This window comes from Mesobacillus jeotgali (assembly GCF_002874535.1).
Classification (GTDB): domain Bacteria; phylum Bacillota; class Bacilli; order Bacillales; family Cytobacillaceae; genus Mesobacillus; species Mesobacillus jeotgali.
Genome location: NZ_CP025025.1, coordinates 2,985,680 through 3,011,307 on the forward strand (window position 1 = coordinate 2,985,680; position 25,628 = coordinate 3,011,307).

Here is a 25,628-nt window from a genome sequence, read left to right on the forward strand (position 1 = left end):
CACACATCGAAAATGGCTACATCTTTAATTTTGCCTCGACTCCCCGCATTTATAACCTGTATAAAAATAAAAAAGCTACCCATTATGGATAGCTTTTCATGTAACTGCCTTCATATTCTGGGCAAGCTTCAGCAATTCTTCAGCATGTTGTTTCGTGAGGTCAGTAACTTCAACCCCCGAAATCATCCTGACGATCTCCTTTACCTTCTCAGAGGAAGAAAGTGGAGTGACAGAGGTTTTTGTCCTTCCATTCTTTATGACCTTTGCGATATACAGGTGGGTATCGGCCATTGCGGCGACTTGAGGCAAATGCGAAATGCACAGAACTTGAGATCCAGTCGACACACTATAGATTTTTTCAGCAATCGATTGTGCAACCCGGCCGCTTACTCCTGTGTCCACTTCATCGAAAATAATCGAAGTGACACCCTGATGTTTCGAGAAAATACTCTTCAGGGCGAGCATGATCCGTGAAAGTTCTCCTCCGGATGCAATTTTTGACAAAGGCTTCAGAGGTTCACCTGGATTTGTCGAGATATAAAATTCTACCTTATCAGCGCCACTTTTATGAAAATGATCAGAATCCGCGTCGATTCTAAGGTCGAATACCGTCTTTTCCATATACAGTTCTTTAAGTTCTTTATGGATTAATTTTGTAAGCTTTTTTGCCCATTTCCTGCGAGTTTGAGTCAGGTTATTAGCTTCGATGCGCAAATCTTTCTTAAGCGATGCAAGCTCCTTTTCCATCTGGCCGATATGGACTTCTTTATTTTGCAGCGTCTCAATTTCTTCTTCGATTTTCGAGGAATACTCAAGGATTTCTTCTATCGTTTTCCCATATTTACGCTTTAATTGATTGATTTCATTTAATCTGTCTTCGATTTCAATCAAGCGTTGCGGGTCATACTCAAGGGAATCAAGTTCATTCCTGATAGTCCTCGCTGCATCTTCAAGCATATAAAAACTGTTTGCTACTGTGTCAGCTACATTTTTATAGTCTGGATCCAGATCAGCTGCATTCTGCAGGTTATCCATGACCAAGCCAATCCAGTCAAGGCCCTTTTGCTCACCCTGCAAAGCTGAATAACTAGTCTGAATGCTCTCGTAAATCTTTTCGAAGTTGCCAAGCTTGCGCTTCTCTTCAAAAAGCTCCTCATCCTCGTTCATCTTTAGGTCGGCTGAGAGGATTTCATCATGTTGAAACTGGATCAAATCAAGTCTATGGGCCATTTGCTGTTCATTTTCACTTAAGCTCTTCAGCTTTTTCTGTGTTTGTTCAAATGATCTGAAAACCTGCTGGTATTCCTGGAGGGCAGGCAGGATTTCATCTGCACCAAATTGGTCAAGCAAATTGATATGCTTTGTCTCATCCATCAATTCCTGGTGCTCATGCTGACCATGGATATCGATCAGTGTCGAGCCTACTTCACGCAGGACCGCGATCGTTACAAGTTTGCCATTAATTCGGCAGACGCTTTTTCCGCTAGCCGAAATATCTCTTCTCAAGACAATCATGGCATCTTCAATCTCGATGCCAAATTCAGCTGCTTTTCCATAACTCGGATGATTTTCGCCTTCAAGATGGAACAAACCTTCAATTTCAGCTTTATCTTCGCCATGACGGACGAATTCCGCTGAGCCCCTTCCGCCCACGAGCAGGTGGATAGCATCAATAATGATGGATTTACCAGCCCCTGTTTCACCTGTAAGTACGGTAAGGCCTTTATTAAAAGAAACGGATAATGATTCAATTATTGCGAAGTTTCGTATCGATAATTCATTTAACAAGCAAACGTCACCTCATTTACAGCATTTCGAGAAAACGATTTGTGACATGCTCAGTATCCTCTGGAGTACGGCAAATAATCAAGATGGTATCATCTCCACAAATCGTGCCAAGAATGTCTTCCCAATCGAGATTATCAATCAATGCTCCAATCGCATTGGCATTGCCTGGCAGTGTTTTCATTACTAAAAGATGGCCTGCCTGATCGATACGGATAAAAGCATCCATTAACGACCTCTTTAATTTTTGCAATGGATTGAAACGCTGATCTGCTGGAAGACTGTATTTGTATCTGCCATCAATCAAAGGAACCTTTACAAGATGAAGCTCCTTAATGTCGCGTGAAACCGTCGCCTGTGTAACGTTAAAGCCAGCAGCTTTCAATCGGTCGACTAGTTCATCCTGCGTCTCGATATCTTTACTCGCGATTAATTCACGGATTTTTATGTGTCGCTGTCCTTTATTCATTAATATCACCCCTGGATATATCCGAAACATTCATATACTCATATGTTAGCCGATTTCAACAGAATGTACAATCATTCGTGGACTTTCGGCAAAAGTTATCGTTGGAATTGACGAAGTGGTGAACTCAAAAAGAAGTTGGCTAAAGAATATTAGGTTAAAATTTCGTCTCTTTTAAAATCATACAAAAAAGAACAGGCTTATTCAGCCTATTCTTCCTCGCTAGTTTGCTTTGATTTTAGTTCATTATGCGCTTCTGTTACAACTGCTTCAGGCTGCGTCTTCAGCAACAGCTTCCCTTTTTCTTCTTCGGTGCCATTCCACTGCAAATGAAGCAGGAATTCGATATTGCCATCACCACCTGTGATCGGTGAGAAGCTTAGGTCCATAACATCATAGCCCTCTTCAATCGAAAAAGAAATGATTCTGTCTAAAACCTGTTCGTGGACCTTTCTGTCACGTACGATACCTTTTTTGCCGACTTGTTCTCTTCCCGCCTCAAATTGCGGTTTGACGAGTGCGACGACATCGCCGCCTGTTACCAGCAAGGTTTTTAACACAGGCAATATCAGTCGAAGTGATATGAAAGATACATCTATGCTTGCGAAATTCGGCATTCCTTTAATGAGGTCCTCCGGTTTCACATATCTGAAGTTTGTCCGCTCCATCACGATGACTCGTTCATCCTGGCGGAGCTTCCAGGCAAGCTGATTGTAGCCGACATCCAAAGCATAAGACATCTCAGCGCCGTTTTGAAGGGCACAATCGGTAAAGCCGCCAGTCGAGGCTCCGATATCCAGCAGCGTTTTCCCTTGAACATCGAGGTCAAAAACCTTTAGTGCCTTTTCAAGCTTCAAACCACCACGGCTCACGTATGGGAGGACATTTCCCTTTACCGTCAAGGGAATGTCACTGCTAACCTTTTCACCAGGCTTATCCAGCCTGCTTTCGTTTGAGTAGACGAGCCCTGCCATGATTGTCCGTTTGGCTTTCTCTCTTGTTTCAGCAAGACCGCGTTCAACAAGCAGCACATCTAATCGTTCTTTTTTGATTTTCATTTGCTACGCCCTTTTTTGTTTCTGTCTCGCAAGCTTTTGCATTCGCAAGACGACATCTTCTGTTGTCATTCCAATTTCCTCAAGAAGCTTATCAACACTGCCATGCTCAATGAATTCATCCGGAATTCCCATCCTGTCAATCTCAACATGCTGATAGCCCAGATCATGAGACGTCTCGAGCACGAAGCTTCCGAATCCGCCCTGAAGGACAGCTTCCTCGATCGTAAGGATCGGCATGTTTTCATTCAGGATGCCCACCAGCATCTCTTCATCCAGAGGCTTGATAAAACGAGTATTGACTACTTTTGCTGATATACCTTGCTTAGCGAGAATCTCCGCTGCCTCCATTGCCATCGGAATCGTCGTTCCGAATGTCAGGATGGCTGCATCTTCACCTTCACGAAGCACTTCCCAGGTTCCGATTGGAATTTCTTTCAAATCTTCATCCATTGGTACACCCAGCCCATTACCTCGCGGATAACGCATCGCAATCGGGCCTTCGTCATACTTTAAGGCCGTGTACACCATATGTTGTCCTTCATTTTCATCCTTCGGCATCATCAATACCATATTAGGCAAGTGCCTCAAGAAGGCGATATCAAATACACCCTGGTGTGTTTCTCCGTCAGCGCCAACAAGTCCGGCACGGTCAATTCCAATGAATACATTTAAGTTCTGGCGGCAAATGTCGTGGACCACCTGATCATATGCGCGCTGCAAGAATGTTGAGTAGATGGCCAGGAATGGTTTCATATCTTGCGTAGCCAATCCAGCTGCAAACGTCGCCGCATGCTGTTCAGCGATTCCAACATCAATCATTCTGTCAGGGAATTCGCTGGCGAAGCCCTCAAGCTTCGAACCAACAGGCATAGCAGGAGTTACAGCAACTATACGTTCGTCAGTCCTGGCGATTTTTCTTACCGTCTCACTGACCAGTTTACTCCAGGCTGGTGGTGCGGATTCAGGTTTCACAAAATCACCGGTTTCCATTTTATAAGGTCCGGTTCCATGCCAAGTGCCAATTTTATCGTTTTCAGCCGGATTATATCCCTTGCCTTTTTTCGTAATAACATGCAACAGTACTGGCCCTTCCTGCTTTTTTGCATATGCAAGGTTTTCAAACAGGTCGTCGTAATCATGGCCATCTACTGGGCCAAGATAGGTGAATCCTAATTCCTCGAAAAAGATTCCTGAGACAAACAAATATTTTAAGCTGTCCTTTATCCTTTCGGCAGTCGCTGCGAGCTGTCCGCCAATAGCAGGCACCTTTTTTAACAAGTATTCAAGTTCATCTTTTACCCAATGGTACTTACCAGCGGTCCGAAGACGTCCAAGCACATTATGCAATGCTCCGACATTAGGAGCGATCGACATTTCGTTATCATTCAAAATGACAATCAGCTTCTTCTTTTCATGCCCGATATGATTCAAGGCCTCTAAAGCCATGCCTCCGGTAAGGGCACCATCACCGATAATCGGTACGATATGGGAATCTTCCCTTTTCAGGTCACGGGCAATCGCCATCCCCATAGCAGCTGAAAGCGAAGTCGAACTATGGCCTGTTTCCCAGACATCATGCTCACTTTCAATCATCTTTGGAAAACCGCAAAGTCCTTTATGCTGCCTTAACGTATCAAATTGACACGCTCTACCGGTGAGGATTTTATGTACATAAGATTGATGGCCGACGTCCCAAAGAAATTTATCCTTCGGGCTGTCAAAACACTTATGTAGGGCAATCGTTAATTCGACAACACCAAGGTTAGGTCCTATGTGTCCCCCTGTAACTGATAGTTTTTCAATTAAAAACTGCCGAATCTCCCTGCTTAACTCTTCCAATTCGTTTTTCGAAAGATTTTTCAAGAAGGAAGGGTCTTTTATTGATAAAAGATCCATTTCGGACCACTCACTTTCATTTCTGACTTATTATTCCGCGTTATTTATCCATATTCAGAAAAAGTTGTTAGTAATAACATATATTAAGTAAAGAAAGGTTTTCAAGCTATACCTGGAAAATATGGCATCTGTTTTTCTTATATGTATAAAAAAAGCTGCCAACACTACCGTGCTAACAGCCAATTATAGCACACTATTGCACTATTCTCAACGACTGCTCTAATGGTTACGCAGTCCAATCAAATCGGTGATCTGGTCAAGAATCCCAACCTCAAGTCCGCTTTTGGCAAGTGAATCTTTCGCGCTCCGTATATGGGAATCCAGCGCTTCTTTGGCTCCTGCTATTCCAAGCAAAGCAGGATACGTACTTTTTTCATTAGCTGTATCGCTGCCAACCGGCTTGCCGATCATTTCCTCAGTACCCTCGAGGTCGAGGATATCATCACGTATTTGGAATGCAAGGCCTATATGGTAGGCAAACATGGACAGTACTTTCTTTTGCTCGGCAGTTGCTCCGGCAATTTCTGCACCCGCAATGATACTGTATTCGAGTAATTTGCCTGTTTTATTAATATGGATATATTCAAGTTGCTCAAGTGTGAGCCGCTTATTTTCCCCTTCCATATCCGCTACTTGACCACCCACCATACCAGGAGCACCGGAGGCAGCTGATAATCCCTTAATCAACGCCAGCTTAACAGTTGCAGGCGCGGCATCCTCAGGGATATCCGACAGCATGTTGAAACTCAATGTTAATAAAGCGTCACCTGCAAGGATGGCAGTCGCTTCACCGAATACTTTATGGTTCGTCGGCTTTCCTCTTCTCAAATCATCATCATCCATACTCGGCAGATCATCGTGAATAAGTGAATAGGTATGGACCATTTCGATTGCCGCAGCAGCATCCAGACCATCTTGCGGGTCTTTCCCGAATGCGTCAATTACTGCAAAAACGAGTAGCGGACGGATCCTTTTCCCGCCTGCTTGCAATGAATAAAGCATTGACTTAGCAAGATTCTCCGGTGTCTCAAGGGCACCAACAACCTCTCTTAGCCTTTCCTCGACAAGTGTCTTATATTTTTTTGTAAAAGAATCAAGTGAAACCGGATGCAATACTATTCCTCCTCGTTTATGGAGAAACCTTCAGTCCGTCCATCTTCAGTAATGATCTGGGCCAGTTGTTCTTCCACATTCTTTAGCTTATCATGGCAAAGTTTGGATAATTCCATTCCTTCTTTATAAAAAGAGATCGCTTCTTCCAAAGGCACATCGCCTTCTTCAAGTTTTTCAACTATAGTCTCAAGTTGATCCATCGCCTGTTCAAAACTTAGTTTTTTTTCATCTGCCATCGTTTTCACTCTCCTTGATATCTGTCACGATACATTGAATGCTTCCATCAGAAAGCTTCACCTTTATTTTCCGTTCAGGTTTTACTTGGGTGACTGTTTTAATCAGTTCACCATCTTCGGTGTATGCAAGACTATAGCCTCGATCCATGATCTTTAACGGACTTAAGGCTTCAAGCGTTGAAACAATACCGTTGAACTCTTTTCGCTTTTCAGACAAGACGGACGTCATCGCCCGGTTCAAAGCTCTCGTAGTCCTTACATGCCTTTCAGCAGACACTTTCCTCAGTTCTTCCGGGTGGCTTCGTTCCAATCTTCTTTTCAGTTGAAGAAGTGCATCGTTTTTAGCAAAATAAAGCTTTTCAGCTCCGCGCGTCAGCGATTCCGTCAACTTGTCTACCTGTTCAAGCTTTTGTTCATAAAGCTTCCTTGGATAGCGAAAAGCGTAAGACCTGATCAGCCGCTGGTATCGCTCCTGCTGGAAGAACACCTTCTCCCTCATCGCCCTCATTAATCTTGTTTCCCTGTTCATTACCCTCTCAATGAGTTCCTGGATATGAGGAACGGCCAGCTCAGCAGCCCCTGTTGGAGTCGGGGCTCTCATGTCAGCAACAAAATCAGCGATCGTGAAGTCTGTTTCATGGCCGACTGCTGATATGATTGGAATTTTCGAGGCAAAAATCGATCTTGCAACTGATTCCTCATTAAAATTCCATAGCTCCTCAATCGATCCACCCCCGCGGCCAATGATCAGAACATCAATATCTTGCCTCGCATTCGCCTTCTCGATTGCCCTCACTATAGATGGGGCACCCTGGTCTCCCTGAACAAGGGCCGGGAAAATCATCACCTTGGTAATGGGATATCTCCTTTTAATCGTTGTTAATATATCGCGGATTGCTGCCCCAGTTGGAGAAGTGACAATGCCCACTGCTTTTGGATATTTTGGAATTGGCTGCTTGTATTTTGGAGAAAAAAGGCCTTCTTGCTCAAGCTTCTTCTTCAGCTGTTCGTAAGCAACAAATAAATCGCCCACTCCATCGGTTTTCATTTCTTTTATGTATACCTGGTACTGGCCACTGCCTTCGTACACAGAGATATCTCCTCTGACCAGAACCTTCATGCCATTCTCAGGCTTGAACTTCATGGACCTGGCGGCACCCGCGAACATGACAGCAAGTATTCGGGCTTTTTCATCCTTGAGCGTAAAATACATATGCCCGCTCGAATGCCTTTTAAAGTTTGAAATTTCCCCTTTGATATAAACGCCCTGGAGATGCGGGTCGGCGTCGAATTTTCTCTTTATGTATTTGGTTAACGCGTTGACGGTTAGATAACGCTGATTATCCATTGGTAAACTCCTTTGTTGGAACATCTTTGTATCATAAAAAAACTGCCCATACCCATTATAAATTTAGAATCCCGATTCGTCACTTAACATAAGTGGATTTTCAGTTTCTAACTTATAACAGATATGGACAGAATCACGCCTTATAGATTTGAATTTTGAAGTCTATTCAAGCGGTTCTTTGCAGACTTCATTGTATTGAACATCAACATGGCGATGGTCATTGGACCAACACCCCCAGGCACAGGAGTGATATACCCGGCTTTTTCTTTGACTTCATCATAGGCTACATCACCGCATAGTTTGCCTTGGTCATCGCGGTTCATGCCAACATCGATGACCACAGCCCCTGGCTTGATATGGTCAGCGGTAATCAAACCGGCTTTCCCGACTGCGGCTATGACAACATCCGCCTGTTTCGTGTGTTCCTTTAAATCTTTTGTCCTCGAATGGCAATATGTAACTGTTGCATTTTCATTTAAGAAAAGTTGGCCTGCCGGCTTGCCGACAATATTACTCCTGCCAACGACAACTACATGCTTCCCGGCAAGATCAATCTCTATCTCCTTCATCATCACCATTACCCCATATGGCGTACAAGGTAAAAAAGCATCCTGGCCAGTCATCATCCGACCAATATTGATTGGATGGAAGCCATCAACATCTTTTTCAGGGGAAATAGCCTCAATCAGATTTTTTTCATTGATGTGTTCTGGAAGCGGCAACTGAACCAAAATGCCGTGAATGTCTTCATCACGATTGAGTTCGTCAATTTTAGCCAAAAGTTCCTGTTCGGTAATGGAGACAGGATATTCAATCAGGACATTATGCATGCCAAGATCTCTAGCTGTTTTTTGCTTGCTGTTGACATAGGTTCTTGATGCCTGGTTATCTCCGACAAGTATCACAGCCAGGCCAGGAGTTACTCCCTGGTTCTTCAGCTCCTGAACCTGGTCGGCGATTTCAAGTTTCTTCTTTTTAGCAATTTCTTTTCCATCAATAATACTAGCAGCCATACTTTCTCCCCCTATGTGATCAGGGAAGGTCCAACCTGCCTGCTTCCAATGGTTTTTAGGAAATGCTCTGCTTTACTTTAGACAGAACACCATTAATAAATCGGCTTGATTGGTCATCCCCATATAATTTAGCAATTTCGATCGCTTCATCAAGAACGACGTTCATCGGTACCTCTTCGTTGCAATACTTCAATTCGTATACGGCTAGGCGCAGAAGATTCCGGTCAACAGCTGCAATTCTGTCGAGCGACCATTTCTCTAAATACGTCTTGATCTCTTCATCGATTTCCTGCTGATGCTCGACCGTACCGTTCACAAGCTTGTTCAGGTAATCATCCCCAGCTTCTTCTTCAAGCACATGTTCAATCGCGTCTGAAACCTCTACCTTGCTTATATCAATCTGGAATAAGGCTTGTAATGCCTTTTCTCGTGCTGTTCTTCTTTTCATTGAATTCTTTAGCTCCTTTTATGGCTTGTCTGATTCTAACAAAATAATAGCATATCATATCTCTTTACGCATGGTTTCCTATTATTTTTCACTTTTTAGAAAAAAGTTAATCAAAACAAGGAGAAATATCTAATAGAAAGCTAAGAAATTATGATGAAATTAGAGCAGCGCTTGCGCCTTGAACATCACGATTAGCACTACATCCTCCCACAAGTCGTGGTTTCTAGGGAGGTTTTTGTCCGAGCCTGGACCTTCTTCGGACAACTTTTTCTCTAGAACGCGTGATTCTGTCCGAACCCAGGTCTACTTCGGACAACTTTTCCTCTAGAACACGAGATTTTGTCCGAACCTGAGTCTACTTCGGACAACTTTTCCTCTAGAACACGAGATTCTGTCCGAACCCAGGTCTACTTCGGACAACTTTTCCGCTACAGCACCAGTTTTTGTCCGAACCCAGGTCTACTTCGGACAATTTTTCCTCTACTGCGCGAGATTCTGTCCGAACCCAGGCCTTCTTCGGACAACTTTTCCTCTACTGCGCGAGATTCTGTCAGAACCTCGAACTACTTCACACAACCTCCACCTTAAGTTTCAGTGTTGAAGCTTCCAGGACCAAAAACACCCGGGACTACAAAAAAAACCAAAGGCATGCATATTTATGCCTTTGGTTCGGTGGTTAAACTTCTTGTTCGACTTCAGGTTCTACTTTTTGGTTTTCGAACTGGACGCCGACCACATGGATATTTACTTCTGTTGCATCGAGTGCAGTCATGTTCAATAATGCCTGGCGGATGTTGTCCTGGATTTTTTGGGCCACCACAGGAATGGATACGCCAAACTTCATGACACAATAAACGTCAACCTTGATTCCTTCTTCGACAAGCTCGACCTTTACACCTTTGCCGTGATTTTTCTTGCCTAGTCTTTCAACCACTCCAGCCGCGAAGCTGCCGCGCATTTGCGTGACACCTTCTACTTCGGATGCAGCGATGCTTGCAATGACTTCAATTACTTCAGGTGCAATTTCCACTTTCCCTAAGCCGTTCTCATCATTGCTCATTTCAAGTAAATGTTGCTGTTCACTCATGGCTAGACCTCCTATTATTCTTCTGTCATAAGATCATACATTTCTAAAAATTTCGTATTGAACTGCCCTTCCACGAATTTCTCATGGTTCAGCAGCTTGAGATGGAACGGGATGGTTGTGTGGATGCCTTCAACCACAAACTCACCAAGCGCTCTCTTCATGCGGTCAATCGCTTCTTCCCGGCTGCTTCCATAAGTAATGACCTTCGCAATCATTGAATCATAGTAAGGCGGGATTGTATAACCAGGATATGCCGCTGAGTCTATTCTAACACCAAATCCGCCTGGAGGGAGATACATTTTAATTTTACCCGCTGATGGCATGAAGTTTTTTGCAGGATTTTCTGCGTTGATGCGGCATTCAATCGCCCATCCATTGAACTCTACGTCTTCCTGCTTAAGGTTCAGCCTTTCACCTGAGGCAATCTTGATCTGTTCTTTGATCAAATCGACGCCAGTTACCATTTCAGTTACAGGATGTTCAACCTGTATCCTCGTATTCATCTCCATGAAATAAAATTTACGATTGCGATAATCATAAATAAATTCTACCGTGCCTGCTCCAGTATAATCAACTGCTTTTGCCGCTTTAACTGCAGCTGCACCCATTTCAGCCCTGGTTTCTCCGTCAAGTGCGGGTGATGGTGTTTCCTCAAGAAGCTTTTGAAGGCGCCTCTGGATTGAACAATCACGCTCGCCGAGATGAATGGTATGACCATAGCTGTCTGCAAGCACCTGGATTTCAACATGGCGGAAGTCTTCGATATATTTTTCAATATAAACACCCGGGTTCCCGAACGCTGTCATCGCTTCCTGCTGGGTGATATTGATCCCTTTGATCATCTCCTGTTCTGTCCTGGCAACGCGTATACCTTTACCTCCGCCTCCAGCAGTCGCTTTGATGATGACAGGATAACCGATATCGTTAGCAAGGCTGACAGCATCTTCTGTGCTCTCAATAATCCCCTGCGATCCCGGCACGATTGGAACATTCGCCTCTTTCATTGTTTCCCTTGCGACATCTTTCGTTCCCATCTTTTGGATTGCTTCAGGAGATGGTCCGACGAAAATGATGTTGCATTCTCTGCAAAGCTCAGCGAAATCTGCATTTTCAGCAAGGAAGCCATATCCAGGGTGGATGGCGTCACAGCCGGTCAGTTTTGCCACGCTGATAATATTCGTGAAATTCAAATAGCTGTCTTTTGAAGCTTTCGGCCCAATACAATATGCTTCATCAGCCAGCTGTACATGAAGCGATTCCTTGTCTGCTTCAGAGTATACGGCTACGGATTCTACTCCCAATTCCCTGCAGGCACGGATGACCCGGACTGCGATTTCTCCTCTATTGGCTATCAGTAATTTTTTTATCATCAATATCGCTCCTTATTCGGGCTTTACCAGGAATAAAACTTGGCCGTATTCAACCAGCTGGCCGTCTTTTACAAGAACTTCAACGATTTCCCCATTCACTTCAGCTTCGATTTCGTTGAAGAGCTTCATGGCTTCAACTATACATACAATCGAATCTTTGCTGACCTTTGAGCCTGCTTTTACATATGCATCTGCTTCAGGAGAAGAAGATTGATAGAAAGTTCCAACCATTGGTGAAACGATCTTATGTAAATTGGAAGTATCCTGGATTTCTTCCTGCTTCACTTCCTGTACAGCTGCCGCTTCGACCTTAGGCTCAGTGCGTGGCGCTTCCTGAACTGCCGGTACTGGCTGTGGAGCAGGTGCTGGTGCAGCTGGCTGAACGTGCTCAACTACAGACTTAACTGCTCCATGCTTCTTCATCTTAATTTTTGATCCTTCATATTCATATGAAAATTCGTCAATGCTTGATTGGTCCACTAATTTAATTAACTCTCTGATTTCCTGTACTTTTAACATCTTTAGGCACCCCTTGTCCATTTCTTAATTAAGACTAGATACTAATACTATACGATAATACCATGTAAGAATTCAATATGAAACGCTGTTTCTTGTCTTCCTTCTCTATTTTAATGTTTTCTGAAAAAAAAGTGAATTCATACGACAGGAATCCTGAAATTTCTAGCGAATATAACATTAGTTTGAAATTTAGAGGAGAATACAATCAATGAAAAGTATAGAAGAAATTAAGAGAGATGATTTGGAAAGAAAAAATTCTTTAATCGTCAAAGCAACTCTGGTGTCTGTTATTTTGGCGACAGTTGTTGATATTGCAATGCAGAAGGAACTTGCCGTGATTCTTTCAATCATTGTTGGAGGCGGAGCCGGTGTCGGAGTTGTCGCAACGCTCCACTATACCAAGAAGCTAACGAATTTCATCCCTTATCTTTCCGTTGTTATAGTATCCGCTGTGCTGTTCTTGATTATGGAAACTAGCGTTTCACCTACTGCCTATACCCTTCTTTATTTTATTCTTGCTGCCGCAGCAATCTATATGGACAGGAAATTACTGACCTTGGCTTCCGGCCTCGGGTTTGTAATTATTACCGCATTTACATTTATGCATAACCACGAACTGCCTTTGGAAACGAAAAACTATGTAACCATTTATCTATTGTATATGCTGGTCACAGTCATGCTTGGCTTCCAGTTTTCCATCTCCAAAAAGCTCGCTCAAACGATTGAGTCAGCACAGCAGGAAACTGAGCGTCTACTGATTAAAGATTTAGAGACACGCAAAGTAATCGAAAGCAATACAAGGAGCATTGCAAAGGTGATTGATGATGTAAGATTCAAAAGCAAGGAAAATTATCAATCTTCCATTGAAATGACCCAGTCTGTGACAGAGATTTCTGCAGGGATCAATATTCAGTCTGATTCAGTTTTAGACATTACCCAATCCCTTGAAAAAACAAATCAGGTCATCTACAGGACATCAGCGCTTGTCAAAAAGCTGCACCAGGACTCAATGTCGGCCGAAAAGGTCTCTGATAAAGGCGATGAGCTGATGTCCAACCTTATTTCAGAATTGACAGCTTCATATGAAAATATGCAAAATGTCAATGCACACATCTTGTCTCTATCCGCGCTGATCAAGGAAACAACCAGCTTTGCATCGGATATCCAGGGAATTGCTTCCCAAACTAATTTGCTGGCACTGAACGCATCTATTGAGGCAGCCCGTGCAGGAGACAGCGGCAAAGGATTTGCGGTGGTTGCCGAAGAAGTAAGGAAACTCGCTGACATCACAAGTAATACAGCAACCCAAATTACCGAAAATTTAAAAAGTGTCATGAGTGATACTTCTAAAACAAAAGAAGGAGTCAATCTGACAGCTGAAAAACTTACGCAAAACCTCGAATTAGCAGCCGAGACAATGGAAGCATTTGAAACAATACACCAAACTTTCAAAGTTTTGAAGAGTGATATCTCTGAGCAGGAGGGACTGACAAATACCATTTTGGACTCCTCGATGGCAATCGAAAGTTCCATTACTGGCTTCAGCTCCGTCATCCAGCAGGCAAGCGCTGCGCTGGAGGAAATCTCAGCAGCAGCTATTTCGCAAAGTGAACATCATGAACATTTATTTAAATCCGTTGAAGCCGCACATCAATCTTTGGATAACCTAATTAAGCTGCAGCAAAAATAAAGGGAAGGCCATCGCCTTCCCTTTTACGTATTGTTCTTTTATTTTACAGGTTCAAATTGTACAGCGACCGGCTGTAATGACCCCAGCTCTGTGCGCACCATCTGGATGATTTCATTGGCTGCAGATGCTGAATGCTCCTGAGCCTTAACTGTGATTCTGACATTCTCTCCGTCGGCACGTACAAGTGCATCTTCATAGCCCATTGATTTAATTAAAGTTTCAAGTACGCCTTCTTTTTGAGCAACTTCATCAAGCTCGTTCATCTTTTCAATAGCATCGCTGCGGTCTTGAGCCGGCAGATCAGTGGAAGCCACGATAGCCTGAAGATCTTCCTTCATTTTTGTGCGTTGTTCTTCAAGCTTCATGCGAAGTGCCTCAAATTTTTCATCACTTGCAATGCCAGAAATGACTGTTTTTCCATCCTTGGATTCTGTTGCTGCCGTCTCTTTATCTTCAGCCTTTTGCTCCTCGACACCAGCCAGGTCCGCTTTTTGCTGTTCAGGTGAAGTGATATAATACACCGACAGCACCACTACAAGACTTAACATTGTCAATAACCAAACTGTTTGCTTTTTCAATAACATCTATTATTCCCCCTTAGATTTTTTAGGCATGACTGCCACACGATGGTTCGGTACATCCAAAGCCCTTGTGACGGCCTCGATAATCCATTTTTTCACTTGTATATTTTCAGCACCCTTGGCTACTACGAGGACACCTCTGATTTCTGGCTTTTTTGTCTCCAGAACGATAGGAACCTCTTTTTCACCGTTGCGGATAATGACCAGCTGCTCATCCTGGGAAGCGTCCTGAACCTTGCGTTTGCCGCCTTCACGATCGGTTTCATCCGTTGTCTGTGACTGGATCACCGTGTTCTTCTCCAGAACCTTTTTCTCAGTGGCATCTACGTTTACGAAGACTGTGACATCCCCGACACCATTTATACCCTCTAGCATTTCTGTAAGCTGAGCTTCATAAGCCTCTTCATACTCAGAAATGACGTCATTTCCTGCCGATTTCTTTTGCCCGAATACGGCCGTATCCTCTTCAGTCTCTGCTTCCTTAGTGGCGGTAACTGCCATATCAGGCTTTTGATCTCCAAGGATATTGCCTATGAGCATGATTGCTGCCCCGAACAGGACGACAATCATTAAGTATTGGTATTTGCCGGATTTCTTATCTGGCGGTCCGTCCTTGCCGCTCAATTGCTTCTTAAGCCAGCTTAGTGGACCCTTCTCATTGTCCATGCTCGTCACTCCCCCCTTCTATCATTATTTGAATAGACTTTTCAGGAACATTCCATTTCTCTGACAGAAGAGAAGATATTTGATCTGTATTCTGAGAGGTTTGTTTTGATGGAAGGGGTGCGTTCGTATCAATTTCTACTTCTCTTACTACTGCCACAGTCTCTCCCTCATCTTCGGCTTTTTTCACATGCACGATGACATACTCCAGGTTTTCAGGGAAAGGCCGCTGATCCTGATCATTTACTTCAAGCTCGATATTAGCAATCTCCATTCCTTGCTGCTCCATCAACTCCTCCTCTGCGGCTGTTTTCAATTGGACAGCCATTGTTTCTAAAATATATGCATGCTGGGATGCTTGTATTTCTTTTTTCTGAAATTCTATTGAATTTTTTATATTTTCATCCTCCAAACTATGGAATTGGCCCATTGAAGCGATGGCTGATTCAAAGTCAGAAGTAAACAGTTTCATGACCGGGGACAGGATGATGGCGATCAAAATCAATCCGGTGACAATTTTCGTATATTTCTGGAAGCTAGAATTAGGCAGCAGCATGTCAAGGACAGTCGCCAGGAGAATGAAGATAATAATGTTGGTAATCCACTCTTTAATAAAATCCATTTCTTCTCCCCCCTTACCTCACCATCATCGTTAGATTTCCAGCGGCAATAATAACCGTGATCGTCAGGAAAAACATTAAGGAAACAATCCCCAGTGCAGCAAATACATAGATGATACTTTTGCTGATGATATCCAGACAGGTAATGACTGGTCCGCCTCCCAAAGGCTGCAGGATGGCGGCTGCGAATTTATAAATAAATGCAACCATTAGAATTTTCACTGCTGGAAAAGCAGCTATAATCAGCAAAATGGCTACACCCGCAAGACCGACTGTATTCTTAAGCAGCATCGAGGCGCTGATGACAGTGTCCGTCGCATCCGTGAACACACGTCCGATAACCGGCACAAAATTGCCGGTAATGAATTTAGCCGTCTTTACGGTGACCCCATCTGTCACCGCTGAGGAGGCCCCCTGGACGGAAATGACACCCAGAAATACCGTCAGTAAAATTCCCAGCAGCCCTACACTCCAGTTCCTGAGCATACTGGCCAATTGCGTGACCTTGTAATGCTCTGACAGGATGCTGACGATACTGAGAAGTGTCGAAAGAAATAAGAGCGGCAGGACGACATACTGGATGAACATGCCGCTGGTGTTCATCATAAAAAGAATGACAGGATGGAAAAAGGCTGCGGATATCAGGCCGCCAGATGTCGCCATCAGGGCAAGTAGCAGCGGGATCAAAGCCAGGATGAATTGAATCATTGTACTTATCGTGTCATTTGTATAATCAACCACAACATGGAAACTGTTGAGCGCAATAATGATGAGAACCATGAACACAATTGAATAGGCAACCTTGCTGATCGTGCTTTTTTCAAAGGAATTTTGCAGGGCTTGAAGAAACATGCTGAATACGGTTAGCAATATGAGCGAACCTAACAATTTCCCATTGACGATAAACTCATGGAATGCAAAGTTAAGTATGCCTTTGAACCATTCTTTCAGTGAGAACTTTTTTTCACCGCTTATAAAATCATATAGACTGCCTTTCTGGCTTTCTGGTAAATAGCCATCATATTTATTGATAATATCCTCCCAGAATCCTTTCAGTTCATCGATATTCAAGTCCTCAAGCTGGGCTCCGGCGATTTTATCCGGATTGATCAATGTGCTGGTTTTCTCTTCGTCACCAGCAGCTTGTACACCCGGAATGAAAAAAAATAGCTGGATCAATACAATGCCAAGTATGAACTGCAAACGCTGCTTCAACTATAGTCACCTCTTTAAGAAAAGGCTCGCGATCAGCCCGGAATCAAGCGAATGATTGTTTCGATCATTACAGTTAGAATCGGGATCGCCATTGCCAGAATAAGAATTTTTCCGCCTAATTCTATTTTTGAAGCAATAGCTCCCTGGCCTGCATCTTTTGTGATTTGGGCCGCGAATTCGGCGATATAGGCGATTCCGATGATTTTCAGGATTGTTTCAACATAAACGAGATTTACCTTTGCATTGGCCGCGAGCTTTTGGATCATTGATATGATCTGGTAGATTTGATCAACCAGAAAAAGGAAAATAGCTGAACCAGTGAACACAATCAGCAAGAAGGCAAAGTTTGGTTTTTGTTCCTTGACTATGAGGGCCAGGAAGGTCGCGATCAGTGCTACACCTGTTATTTGAAGGATTTCAATGGCAAAGCCCTCCCTTACCCTTGAAATAGGAAAACAGATTTAATTTTTTGAAAGAGATCGTCGACAATCGAAGCGACCATGAAAAGGATGTAGATGAACCCAAACAAGGTTACCCACTGCGCATATTCCTTCTTTCCCACCTGATCGAGAATAGTGTGTAAAAATGCAACGACGATGCCTACACCTGCGATTTTAAAAATAATATCTACTTCAAGACCCATCTTGTCCTCCTCCTAAACGCTATATCAATAAGATGATTAATAGTAAGCCAGATAAAAAGCCGATACTTTTCACCATTTTTTCGTATTTCATTTGTTTTTCGCAGGCATCTGCTTCTTCTCTTTCCAGATGGGAGATCGTCAGCAGGATTTGTTTTTGCTGTGAATGCCGGTCATGCCTGCCTAGCGTCTCACCAAATTGCTTCATGATTTCAAACTCTCCCTGTTTAAAGGCTGTCAGTTTCCAGACTTCTTTCAGACTTTCTTCCCATGCGGCTTTCACTGTTGTATCGGACTCTGTCAGCTTTTTAGAAAAAGCTTCAAAAAACCAGGATAAAGGCTTAGACATCTGGGCAGCGAGCTTTCTTGAGGCATCATGCAGCGGTGTGTGACCATACATGATTTCTGCCTCCAAAGATTGCAGTGCCGACTTCAGGAGCCGAAGCTGTCTTGGGCGCTCGCTAAGGTGCCTTGATGCCTCGAAACCTGTCCAAGTCGTGGCCAGGATAATTAAAATAGCGCCAATTATTTTTATCATTTATGTCACTCTCACTTTTTGGCGAATTTCTTTGCCGCTTGCTTCCCTGATCGAGGTGATTGTTCCCGGGCCAGAAATCCTTCCAAGCTCCACAAATCTATCAAAAATCCCCATCTCCAAAATCGGCTTCAAAGTTGGCCTTTTTTGAATATCCTCTAGCGAATCTCCATGTGTTGTCATGATTAATTTTATTCCCGCATTAACGGCTTCAAGAATTGCTTCTCCGTCTTCTTTGCGGCCAATCTCATCAACGATCAGAACATCGGGACTCATCGAGCGGATCATCATCATCATCCCCTCGGCCTTCGGGCAAGAATCCAGGATATCTACTCTTGGTCCAAATGTAAGTTGAGGAACCCCTTTTACACATCCTGCTATTTCCGATCTCTCATCCACAATGCCAGCTTTTAGAGGAGGCAATTTTTTATCTGGAATTCCGCTTGAAATCATCCTCGCTATATCCCTAAGCAATGTGGTCTTTCCTGTCTGGGGCGGGCCAATTATCATCGTGTGCTTCCAGCCGTTCTGGTAAATGTATGGAAGCAACGGCTCTGCGATCCCAATTTTTTCCCTTGCTATCCTCAGATTGAAGGAGGAGATATCCCTGATTGCTTTGACAAAGCCATTTTCAAGGATTACCTTTCCTGCTAGACCGACACGATGACCTCCAGCAATGGTGATATAGCCTCGCTTTAATTCTTCCTCCAAGGTATACATAGAAAAATGCCCTAGCTTGTTCAATAGCTGGACAGCATCCTCAGGCGGAATGATATACGGCAGGAAATGAGGCTTTCCTCTTACCGTTATTTCAAGCGGCCGGTTAATCCGTATCCGCACTTCTTCCATTCCATCTTTGTCATTAGGAGGCACTGCATCCAGCATTTCCGCAATTCGTTTCGGCAAAAAAGATAAGATATCGTCCATCATCGATCCTCCTGACATACGCTTACTTAATATGTATGCCTGCTTGGCCACTTTATGACCGGCAGATTCGCGAATGGTTGATAGAGAGATTTTGTTCAGTCTTGGAGCAAGTATGATGGTCAGCATTTTTTTAGAAAAGCTTAGTGCTGCTTCGCCCAAAACGAAATAATATCGCTTTTAAACGAAAAGAATAGTATCGAAAGGAGTTGATAAGTATGAATGAGGATCACAAGAAGTTCCAGAAAGTCCAGAAAGACGACCGGGCTTCATATCTTGGAGGCGGCAGAAGTCCAAAGGAATCCCCGATGACAGACACTAAATATAACAACAAGAATGACACGGACAAAACACCTGGAGCTGGTGAGTAAAACATTCTGTCCTTTTAGTCCATTCCATGCTTTTTTCTATGACCGTTATTTGTTTTTCAATAACAACATAGAAATAGGTAATAGAAAAAATAGTGTGGAGGGATGATGAATGGATAGTGGAATGTATACAGGCTACCGTAGCAACAATATCGGAAATGGAAAGAAAATCACTGTCAGCGGGGAAGGTTCTGTGTTCGCTGCACCAAACAGGGCGACAGCAACGGTTGGCGTTCGGACGGAAAATCAAAACCTGCAAACCGCACAGGCTGAAAATGCCGAAAAATCTAATCGAATGTTAGCAGCCTTACAGAACCTTGGGGTTGCAAAGGATGATATTAAAACGGCAGATTTCCGGATCGACCCGATCTACACCTATGAGGACGGCAAGCAGTTTTTTCAGGGATACCGTGTCACACATCTCTACAGTATCACGATCAGGAATCTTGCACAGGCAGGCTTGATCATCGACACTGCTGTTGAAAATGGTGCAAACGAGATCATGAACATACAATTTTCAGTTGCAGAGCCTCAGGAATTGTACAATCGTGCACTTTCAATGGCAGTGGTTGATTCATACAACAAAGCACAAACTGTAGCTCGCACTTTAGGAATCCAAACCCCCATTTCCGCCCTCACGATTACGGAAGAAACCCAGAAAGGTGCACCTGGCCCCTTCCTGGTTGCTTCATTAGACACAAGCAGCGGAAGCGGGACACCAATTGAACCAGGGCAACTGGAAATCAAAGCGACTGTAACAGGAACCTATATTAGTTAATAAACCTACAAAAGTCAGGCCTATTGCCTGGCTTTTTTGTGGTATAAAGGTATAAGCTGAACATGCAACCTCAGCTGACACAATTTGTCTATATCCACTAGAATATTTTTAAGTTAAAATACCTCTATATGTATTTAACAAGGAGAGATCATCATGAAGAAATTATTCGCTGCATTTATGTTAATATTGTTGATTACCGGCTGTTCTGGCGGCGGTTCCTATACGGATGTTTCAGTCGATGAAGCAAAAGCATTGATAGATAGTGGAGAAGTACAAGTTTTGGATGTACGTACCCCTGATGAATTCGCAGCAGGACATATTCCAGGAGCGAAATTAGTACCATTGCAGGTCATTGAGAGCATGCTTTCCGAGCTGGATAAAGACCAAAAATATTTAGTCGTCTGCAGAAGCGGAAACCGCTCTACTCAGGCAAGCGAAATCCTCGTGGAAAATGGCTTCAAGAATATTTACAATATGACCGGCGGAATGAATGAGTGGACGAATGAAATAGAGAAATAGGTAATCGATGGCATTTGCCATCTCTGACAAGCGCTGCAATATATTTAGCATCTCGTTATTCGAGATGCTTTTTTTCACATAGCTCTGTTATAACTGATAGCTGCCTTCACAGTATTTGAAAAATAAACGGAAAAATTCCGCTTAAATTGAAAATGACCCTTGTTTGCTTAAAAATAAGGGTAGTTTTTCCGTCTATTTACTCCAAATCGTTGGATTTCGTCTTATTTATAGCAGTTAACCGGAATATCTCCGCTTATTTCTGCTCGATAAGCCCCCTCTATGTAAAATAGCCGGAAATTCTCCGCTTATGATTTCTTATACCTACATGAAATCAACGATGGACAATAACAGAGACTTTCAATATAAAAAGACCTGCTTTTCAGCAGGTCTTTTACTTATGAATTAAGCACGAGATACATATGATGCATCTGTTGTGTTGATGACAAGTTTGTCACCCTGGTTGATGAAGAAAGGAACCTGTACTGTAAGGCCAGTTTCCAATGTAGCAGACTTAGTACCGCCGGAAGAAGTGTCCCCTTTGATACCAGGTTCTGTTTCTGTTACTTCAAGTTCAACAGTGTTTGGAAGCTCGACACCAAGAGTTTCGTGGCCGAATTGCATGATATATACTTCCATGTTTTCCTTAAGGAATTTTAACTCATATTCAATATAAGTGCCTGGCAATTCAATTTGCTCATAAGACTCATTATCCATGAATACGTGCTGGTCACCGCTAGCATACAGGTATTGCATTTTGCGGTTCTCGATTTGTGCTTTCGCTACTTTCTCACCAGCGCGGAAAGTTTTTTCCTGGATTGCTCCTGTACGAAGGTTGCGAAGCTTTGAGCGCACAAACGCAGCTCCTTTACCTGGCTTTACGTGTTGGAAATCAAGTACACGCCAAATGCCATTGTCCACTTCGATTGTTAAACCTGTACGAAAATCGTTAACTGAAATCATTATTTGTCCTCCTAATGTGTCCTATAATATGATGAGTTCCTTAGTAGAATGTGTCAGTGACTCATTATGGTCTTTCGTAATAACAGTATCATCCTCTATCCTTACACCGCCAAGTCCAGCAATATAGATTCCTGGCTCAACAGTCACAACCATACCAGTTTCAAGGACGGTATCAGATCTGAAAGAAAGACCAGGTCCTTCATGTACTTCTAGTCCGATTCCATGGCCTGTAGAGTGGCCAAAATACTCTCCGTATCCTTTTTCCGTGATAAAGTTGCGTGTAAGGGCATCAGCTTCCTTGCCTGTCATGCCCGGCTTGATGCCTGCCATTCCGCGAAGCTGTGCTTCAAGTACAATATCATAGATTTCCTTTAGCTTGTCTGAAGGGCTGCCTACGGCTAATGTACGGGTAATATCAGATACATACCCATTATAATATGCACCATAATCCAGGGTTACAAAGTCCCCTGCTTCAATCACCTTGTCACTCGCTACTCCGTGCGGAAGTGCTGACCGGTAGCCCGAAGCTACAATGATATCGAATGAAGAGGATGTTGCTCCCTGCTTTCTCATGAAGAATTCCAGTTCATTTGATACTTCCAGCTCAGTCCTGCCCGGACGAATAAACTCAAGTATATGTGTAAACGCAGCATCTGCGATGGCTGCTGCTTCCTTTAATATCTTAATCTCTGAATCAGTCTTAATCAAGCGTAACTTTTCGATTTCCCCTGATACGGGCACTAATTCAGCTTCCACACCCTTATCGAAAGTTTTATAAGCAGAATATGTAACATGGTTTTCTTCGAAGCCGAGCTTTTTGATTCCCAGGTTTTTGGCTTGTGCCGCCACTTCATCCTGAATCAGTCCTTTATGCAGGACCACCTCGTAACCTTCGCATTGTTTTGCAGCCTGCTCGGTGTACCTGAAGTCCGTAATGAATAATGCCTTATCTGCACTGATCAGCACCATGCCGGCAGAACCAGTGAATCCAGTCATATATCTGCGGTTGAAATCACTTGTGACCAGCATTCCATCGATTCCGAGCCTTTGAAAGCTCTCACGCAATTTTTGAATTTTTTCCATAACCTATTCCTCCCCTTTTGCTTCTCTTTTGAATGCTTCAAGCGCCAATTCATAGCCAAGAAAGCCTAGACCTGCAATTTGTCCCTTTGATACTGGAGCAATCACCGAATTGTGCCTGAATTCTTCTCTTTGATAAACATTGGAAATATGTACTTCGATAACGGGACAATTAATCCCTGCAATCGCATCCCTGATGGCGTAGCTATAATGCGTGAAGGCTCCTGGGTTAAAAATAATGCCATCCATACCAGTGTCTTCTGCATCATGGAGTTTGTCAATCAGGTCTCCTTCATGATTCGATTGGAAGCATGTAACCTCAATCTGGCTTTCCATTCCAAGGTGGACCATCCGTTTTTCCAAATCCTCCAAACTACTGACACCGTAAATTCCTGGTTCTCTTTTTCCCAGACGGTTCAAGTTTGGGCCATTGAGCATAAGTATTTTTTTCATGACAGGCTCCCGTAAAAAAAGAATGTTCAATAAGAACATTCTATCACAATTGATTTCGTTAAAACTACCACGAGACGCTCAGGAGGTAACTTCTTGCTGATTATTTTCACTGTTGCGATTTTCATTTTCTTCATATGATATTGAATAACCAACAAAAACACCGTAAAGAACATAAAAGCAAATCGATGTGATCAACGTGTTCTTTGACAAGTCCCAGAACGGTTTAATACCAGGAAACAGCGGATTGAGCACATAGAAAACAAGGAAAAACAGCGCCAACCCAAATGCTGCACCTGCCCATATGGACTTAAGCTTTCTCATTGCTGCATAATACAAAAGAGCCGCGCCAGTTGAAAAAAGACCAATAACTAAAATAGATATAACCGTACCGAGCCATTGCTCCTTCCATTCACCCAGAGCCCATGGCTCGAGAATGACATTCGGACGAATCTCAGTAAAGTGAAAGACATAGGCTAAATAAGCAAGCGCACTCCAAAAAACCCCTCCAAACAACCCGGTAATGATGCACATCGCGATAAAAGACATTGGTTTTTCCCTTTGATTCTGTTCAAGGTTTTCATGATTTTCTGCCATTAGTTGCACCTCCATACTTAGTATGTCCCGGACAGACCAATCAATTGCACATCTGGAAAAATTGTTGCATAGGCTGTCCTCTATATAGAGGTTTGTGCTAATTTTTAGTAAAATAAGAGTAACTGAACAAGTGGCTGCATTAATATGAAATGTGAATCTCTCGTTTAAAGCGCTTTTAAAAAGGAAAAAGTAGCAGGAGAAGAGTATAAAATCAGAGAATTTGTATAAAGTAATCGTTGGCAAGTTTAAAAGCTGGAAAAATTGCTCATGATGCTAGTAGGGAGGTGGCTTTCATTGAAGAATCGTACTTCTACGTATATTGTTTCAGGACTGATCGTTCTTGCAATCTTTGGTTTCGCCTTTAAGTTATTTACCGATCCATTAAGTATCCTTATAATGCTTGCAACAATCGCCCTGGTTGGTGCGTTAATTTATTTCCTTGTAACCCGCCTGACAAGTTCGAGTTCGGGAAGACAGCAGCAACGTGCATTCCAAAAGGCTGCGAAGCGTTCCAAAAAGCGGTTTCAGACAAAAGACGCTAATACTTCCTCTAAACGATCAAAAATAAAGTCGCTCGCATCCGCGCGCAACAAAAAGAAGGATGCGTCACATTTAACGGTCATAGACGGTAAAAAGAGCAGAAAAAAAAATCGGGCTTCGTTCTAAGCTCGATTTTTTGTGTTTTATTAAGGCTGTTCTTTTTCTAGCCTTTATTGCTTTCGCACTTGAAGTGAAAGTTTTTACGGACGGGCTTTAGTTAATAGCACCAGGATTTAAAAAACTTTTCAGCATTCGTTTTTCCCAGAGCAATTAATTCCAGTTTCTTCTCATCGGAAAGCTGGAATTCAGTAGTCAAGTTCCCTTCCATCGGAATGAAAATGATATTTTTTTCATGTTTTCTCGAAATATATCGGGAATCATGAGCATCCTTCATTGTTTCAAACAAAGCTTCGAACATCTGCAGGGCATTCTTGATATTGTTTGTCGGCTGCTGTATTAAATTTTGGCTGAGCTTGACACCCAGTACTGGCCGGACTTTTTTCACATTATCCTTATCAAATAACCACATCGGAAAATTGCTTAACACTCCCCCATCCACCACAATATTGGATCCGACCCGATCACGCAGTTTCACGGGCTCGAAAAAGAATGGGAGACTGCAGCTCATCCGGATTGCTCTTGCTACAGGAAAATTCCTTGGATCAACACCATACTTCGGAAGATCATCCGGCAGAATGAGCAGCCTTCCATTGGTAAGATCTGATGCGATAATCCTCAATGCATCCGGAGCGAGGTCACCAAAAGTGCGCAGCCCTCTGGCAGCCAATACTTCAGCTATCCAGCACTCCAATTCGTCACCTTTATAAAGACCCAGCCGCCAGTATACAAAAAGCCACTTGGTCAACGCTGATGGGAAGACCGTTTTTCTCGAATCGAGAAATTTCTTCAGGTCGAGTTCATCCAAAAGGTTGGCCATCTCTGTGCTAGTGTAGCCAGCGGCGATCAAGCCAGCTATCAATGAACCCGCACTAGTTCCGGCAACCCTTTTAAAACGGAATCCCCGTTCTTCGATTGCGGCACAGGCACCCACCAATGCTAATCCTTTAATTCCTCCGCCGGAAAAAACGCCGTCAATATACATATGAGCCACTCCCGTCGATGTAATCCC

30 protein-coding genes are annotated in these 25,628 nt (G+C 43.3%); 5 read left to right on the forward strand and 25 right to left on the reverse strand.

Annotated features, from left to right (window positions below):
* Positions 1–96 precede the first annotated feature (96 nt).
* From recN to accB, 12 genes are all read right to left on the reverse strand, one after another.
* Positions 97–1,788, reverse strand: a complete 1,692-nt coding sequence (gene recN, locus CD004_RS15180) for a DNA repair protein RecN (RefSeq protein ID WP_102263532.1) — start codon at positions 1,786–1,788, stop codon at positions 97–99.
* A 16-nt stretch (positions 1,789–1,804) separates the two neighbouring features.
* Entirely contained in the window at positions 1,805–2,254 is a 450-nt protein-coding gene (ahrC, locus tag CD004_RS15185; RefSeq protein WP_102263533.1) for a transcriptional regulator AhrC/ArgR, read from the reverse strand.
* Positions 2,255–2,460: 206 nt separating this feature from the next.
* Positions 2,461–3,309 (reverse strand): TlyA family RNA methyltransferase, encoded by an 849-nt coding sequence (locus CD004_RS15190; RefSeq protein WP_102263534.1) that lies wholly within the window; start codon positions 3,307–3,309, stop codon positions 2,461–2,463.
* Between the two features lie 3 nt (positions 3,310–3,312).
* A complete protein-coding gene (dxs, locus tag CD004_RS15195; protein WP_102263535.1) occupies positions 3,313–5,205 on the reverse strand; it encodes a 1-deoxy-D-xylulose-5-phosphate synthase in 1,893 nt (630 codons plus the stop codon).
* A 219-nt stretch (positions 5,206–5,424) separates the two neighbouring features.
* Positions 5,425–6,318 (reverse strand): polyprenyl synthetase family protein, encoded by an 894-nt coding sequence (locus tag CD004_RS15200; RefSeq protein ID WP_102263536.1) that lies wholly within the window; start codon positions 6,316–6,318, stop codon positions 5,425–5,427.
* Between the two features lie 2 nt (positions 6,319–6,320).
* Positions 6,321–6,554, reverse strand: coding sequence for an exodeoxyribonuclease VII small subunit (locus CD004_RS15205; RefSeq protein WP_102263537.1), 234 nt, complete (start codon positions 6,552–6,554; stop codon positions 6,321–6,323).
* A complete protein-coding gene (gene xseA / locus CD004_RS15210; RefSeq protein ID WP_102263538.1) occupies positions 6,544–7,902 on the reverse strand; it encodes an exodeoxyribonuclease VII large subunit in 1,359 nt (452 codons plus the stop codon). Before xseA ends, CD004_RS15205 begins: the two co-directional genes overlap by 11 nt.
* A gap of 140 nt (positions 7,903–8,042) precedes the next feature.
* Positions 8,043–8,915 carry a bifunctional methylenetetrahydrofolate dehydrogenase/methenyltetrahydrofolate cyclohydrolase FolD gene (gene folD, locus CD004_RS15215; protein WP_102263539.1) on the reverse strand — a complete coding sequence of 291 codons (873 nt, stop codon included), beginning with the start codon at positions 8,913–8,915 and terminating at the stop codon, positions 8,043–8,045.
* Between the two features lie 55 nt (positions 8,916–8,970).
* Complete coding sequence (nusB, locus tag CD004_RS15220) at positions 8,971–9,363, reverse strand: transcription antitermination factor NusB (RefSeq protein ID WP_102263540.1); 393 nt, start codon at positions 9,361–9,363, stop codon at positions 8,971–8,973.
* 676 nt (positions 9,364–10,039) lie between these two features.
* Positions 10,040–10,450, reverse strand: a complete 411-nt coding sequence (locus tag CD004_RS15225) for an Asp23/Gls24 family envelope stress response protein (protein ID WP_102263541.1) — start codon at positions 10,448–10,450, stop codon at positions 10,040–10,042.
* A 14-nt stretch (positions 10,451–10,464) separates the two neighbouring features.
* Positions 10,465–11,820, reverse strand: a complete 1,356-nt coding sequence (gene accC / locus CD004_RS15230) for an acetyl-CoA carboxylase biotin carboxylase subunit (protein WP_102263542.1) — start codon at positions 11,818–11,820, stop codon at positions 10,465–10,467.
* 12 nt (positions 11,821–11,832) lie between these two features.
* Positions 11,833–12,339 (reverse strand): acetyl-CoA carboxylase biotin carboxyl carrier protein, encoded by a 507-nt coding sequence (accB, locus tag CD004_RS15235; RefSeq protein WP_102263543.1) that lies wholly within the window; start codon positions 12,337–12,339, stop codon positions 11,833–11,835.
* Positions 12,340–12,547: 208 nt separating this feature from the next.
* Between accB and CD004_RS15240 the strand changes: the two genes are divergently transcribed.
* Positions 12,548–14,029, forward strand: a complete 1,482-nt coding sequence (locus tag CD004_RS15240) for a methyl-accepting chemotaxis protein (protein ID WP_102263544.1) — start codon at positions 12,548–12,550, stop codon at positions 14,027–14,029.
* 38 nt (positions 14,030–14,067) lie between these two features.
* Here the strand turns inward: CD004_RS15240 and CD004_RS15245 are convergent, their stop codons facing one another.
* Genes CD004_RS15245 through spoIIIAA form a run of 8 tightly spaced genes read right to left on the reverse strand, consistent with a single transcriptional unit; the run spans position 14,068 to position 19,210 of the window.
* Positions 14,068–14,613, reverse strand: coding sequence for a SpoIIIAH-like family protein (locus tag CD004_RS15245; RefSeq protein WP_102263545.1), 546 nt, complete (start codon positions 14,611–14,613; stop codon positions 14,068–14,070).
* 3 nt (positions 14,614–14,616) lie between these two features.
* Positions 14,617–15,276, reverse strand: coding sequence for a stage III sporulation protein AG (spoIIIAG, locus tag CD004_RS15250; RefSeq protein ID WP_102263546.1), 660 nt, complete (start codon positions 15,274–15,276; stop codon positions 14,617–14,619).
* The gene (spoIIIAF, locus tag CD004_RS15255; protein WP_102263547.1) at positions 15,266–15,895 is read right to left on the reverse strand and encodes a stage III sporulation protein AF; all 630 of its coding nucleotides are present in this window, start codon (positions 15,893–15,895) and stop codon (positions 15,266–15,268) included. The genes spoIIIAG and spoIIIAF overlap by 11 nt, the downstream gene beginning before the upstream one ends.
* A gap of 13 nt (positions 15,896–15,908) precedes the next feature.
* On the reverse strand, positions 15,909–17,108 hold the full coding sequence (gene spoIIIAE / locus CD004_RS15260) for a stage III sporulation protein AE (RefSeq protein ID WP_102263548.1): 1,200 nt from the start codon (positions 17,106–17,108) through the stop codon (positions 15,909–15,911).
* 32 nt (positions 17,109–17,140) lie between these two features.
* Positions 17,141–17,530 (reverse strand): stage III sporulation protein AD, encoded by a 390-nt coding sequence (spoIIIAD, locus tag CD004_RS15265; protein WP_173401223.1) that lies wholly within the window; start codon positions 17,528–17,530, stop codon positions 17,141–17,143.
* A gap of 14 nt (positions 17,531–17,544) precedes the next feature.
* The gene (spoIIIAC, locus tag CD004_RS15270) at positions 17,545–17,751 is read right to left on the reverse strand and encodes a stage III sporulation protein AC (RefSeq protein WP_009794945.1); all 207 of its coding nucleotides are present in this window, start codon (positions 17,749–17,751) and stop codon (positions 17,545–17,547) included.
* 19 nt (positions 17,752–17,770) lie between these two features.
* Positions 17,771–18,286: a stage III sporulation protein SpoIIIAB gene (gene spoIIIAB, locus CD004_RS15275; RefSeq protein WP_023627369.1), complete on the reverse strand. Its 516-nt coding sequence runs from the start codon at positions 18,284–18,286 to the stop codon at positions 17,771–17,773.
* On the reverse strand, positions 18,287–19,210 hold the full coding sequence (gene spoIIIAA / locus CD004_RS15280) for a stage III sporulation protein AA (RefSeq protein ID WP_102263549.1): 924 nt from the start codon (positions 19,208–19,210) through the stop codon (positions 18,287–18,289).
* 215 nt (positions 19,211–19,425) lie between these two features.
* Here spoIIIAA and CD004_RS24115 point away from each other — a divergent pair, with 215 nt between their 5' ends.
* The 3 genes from CD004_RS24115 to CD004_RS15290 all read left to right on the forward strand — a co-directional run bounded on the left by CD004_RS24115 (position 19,426) and on the right by CD004_RS15290 (position 20,872).
* Positions 19,426–19,578, forward strand: a complete 153-nt coding sequence (locus tag CD004_RS24115; RefSeq protein ID WP_170029987.1) for a hypothetical protein — start codon at positions 19,426–19,428, stop codon at positions 19,576–19,578.
* A gap of 109 nt (positions 19,579–19,687) precedes the next feature.
* Complete coding sequence (locus CD004_RS15285; protein ID WP_102263550.1) at positions 19,688–20,353, forward strand: SIMPL domain-containing protein; 666 nt, start codon at positions 19,688–19,690, stop codon at positions 20,351–20,353.
* Between the two features lie 153 nt (positions 20,354–20,506).
* The gene (locus tag CD004_RS15290) at positions 20,507–20,872 is read left to right on the forward strand and encodes a rhodanese-like domain-containing protein (RefSeq protein ID WP_102263551.1); all 366 of its coding nucleotides are present in this window, start codon (positions 20,507–20,509) and stop codon (positions 20,870–20,872) included.
* A gap of 402 nt (positions 20,873–21,274) precedes the next feature.
* Here the strand turns inward: CD004_RS15290 and efp are convergent, their stop codons facing one another.
* From efp to CD004_RS15310, 4 genes are all read right to left on the reverse strand, one after another.
* Positions 21,275–21,832: an elongation factor P gene (gene efp, locus CD004_RS15295; protein WP_102263552.1), complete on the reverse strand. Its 558-nt coding sequence runs from the start codon at positions 21,830–21,832 to the stop codon at positions 21,275–21,277.
* A 21-nt stretch (positions 21,833–21,853) separates the two neighbouring features.
* Positions 21,854–22,915 carry a M24 family metallopeptidase gene (locus CD004_RS15300; RefSeq protein WP_102263553.1) on the reverse strand — a complete coding sequence of 354 codons (1,062 nt, stop codon included), beginning with the start codon at positions 22,913–22,915 and terminating at the stop codon, positions 21,854–21,856.
* 3 nt (positions 22,916–22,918) lie between these two features.
* Positions 22,919–23,365, reverse strand: coding sequence for a type II 3-dehydroquinate dehydratase (gene aroQ / locus CD004_RS15305; protein WP_102263554.1), 447 nt, complete (start codon positions 23,363–23,365; stop codon positions 22,919–22,921).
* A 78-nt stretch (positions 23,366–23,443) separates the two neighbouring features.
* The gene (locus CD004_RS15310; RefSeq protein WP_102263555.1) at positions 23,444–23,959 is read right to left on the reverse strand and encodes a YqhR family membrane protein; all 516 of its coding nucleotides are present in this window, start codon (positions 23,957–23,959) and stop codon (positions 23,444–23,446) included.
* Between the two features lie 294 nt (positions 23,960–24,253).
* On the opposite strand from CD004_RS15310, the gene CD004_RS15315 reads away from it, so the two are divergent.
* A complete protein-coding gene (locus CD004_RS15315; protein ID WP_102263556.1) occupies positions 24,254–24,625 on the forward strand; it encodes an SA1362 family protein in 372 nt (123 codons plus the stop codon).
* A gap of 91 nt (positions 24,626–24,716) precedes the next feature.
* Here CD004_RS15315 and CD004_RS15320 read toward each other — a convergent pair whose 3' ends face one another.
* The gene (locus CD004_RS15320; protein WP_102263557.1) at positions 24,717–25,601 is read right to left on the reverse strand and encodes a patatin-like phospholipase family protein; all 885 of its coding nucleotides are present in this window, start codon (positions 25,599–25,601) and stop codon (positions 24,717–24,719) included.
* Positions 25,602–25,628 lie beyond the last annotated feature (27 nt).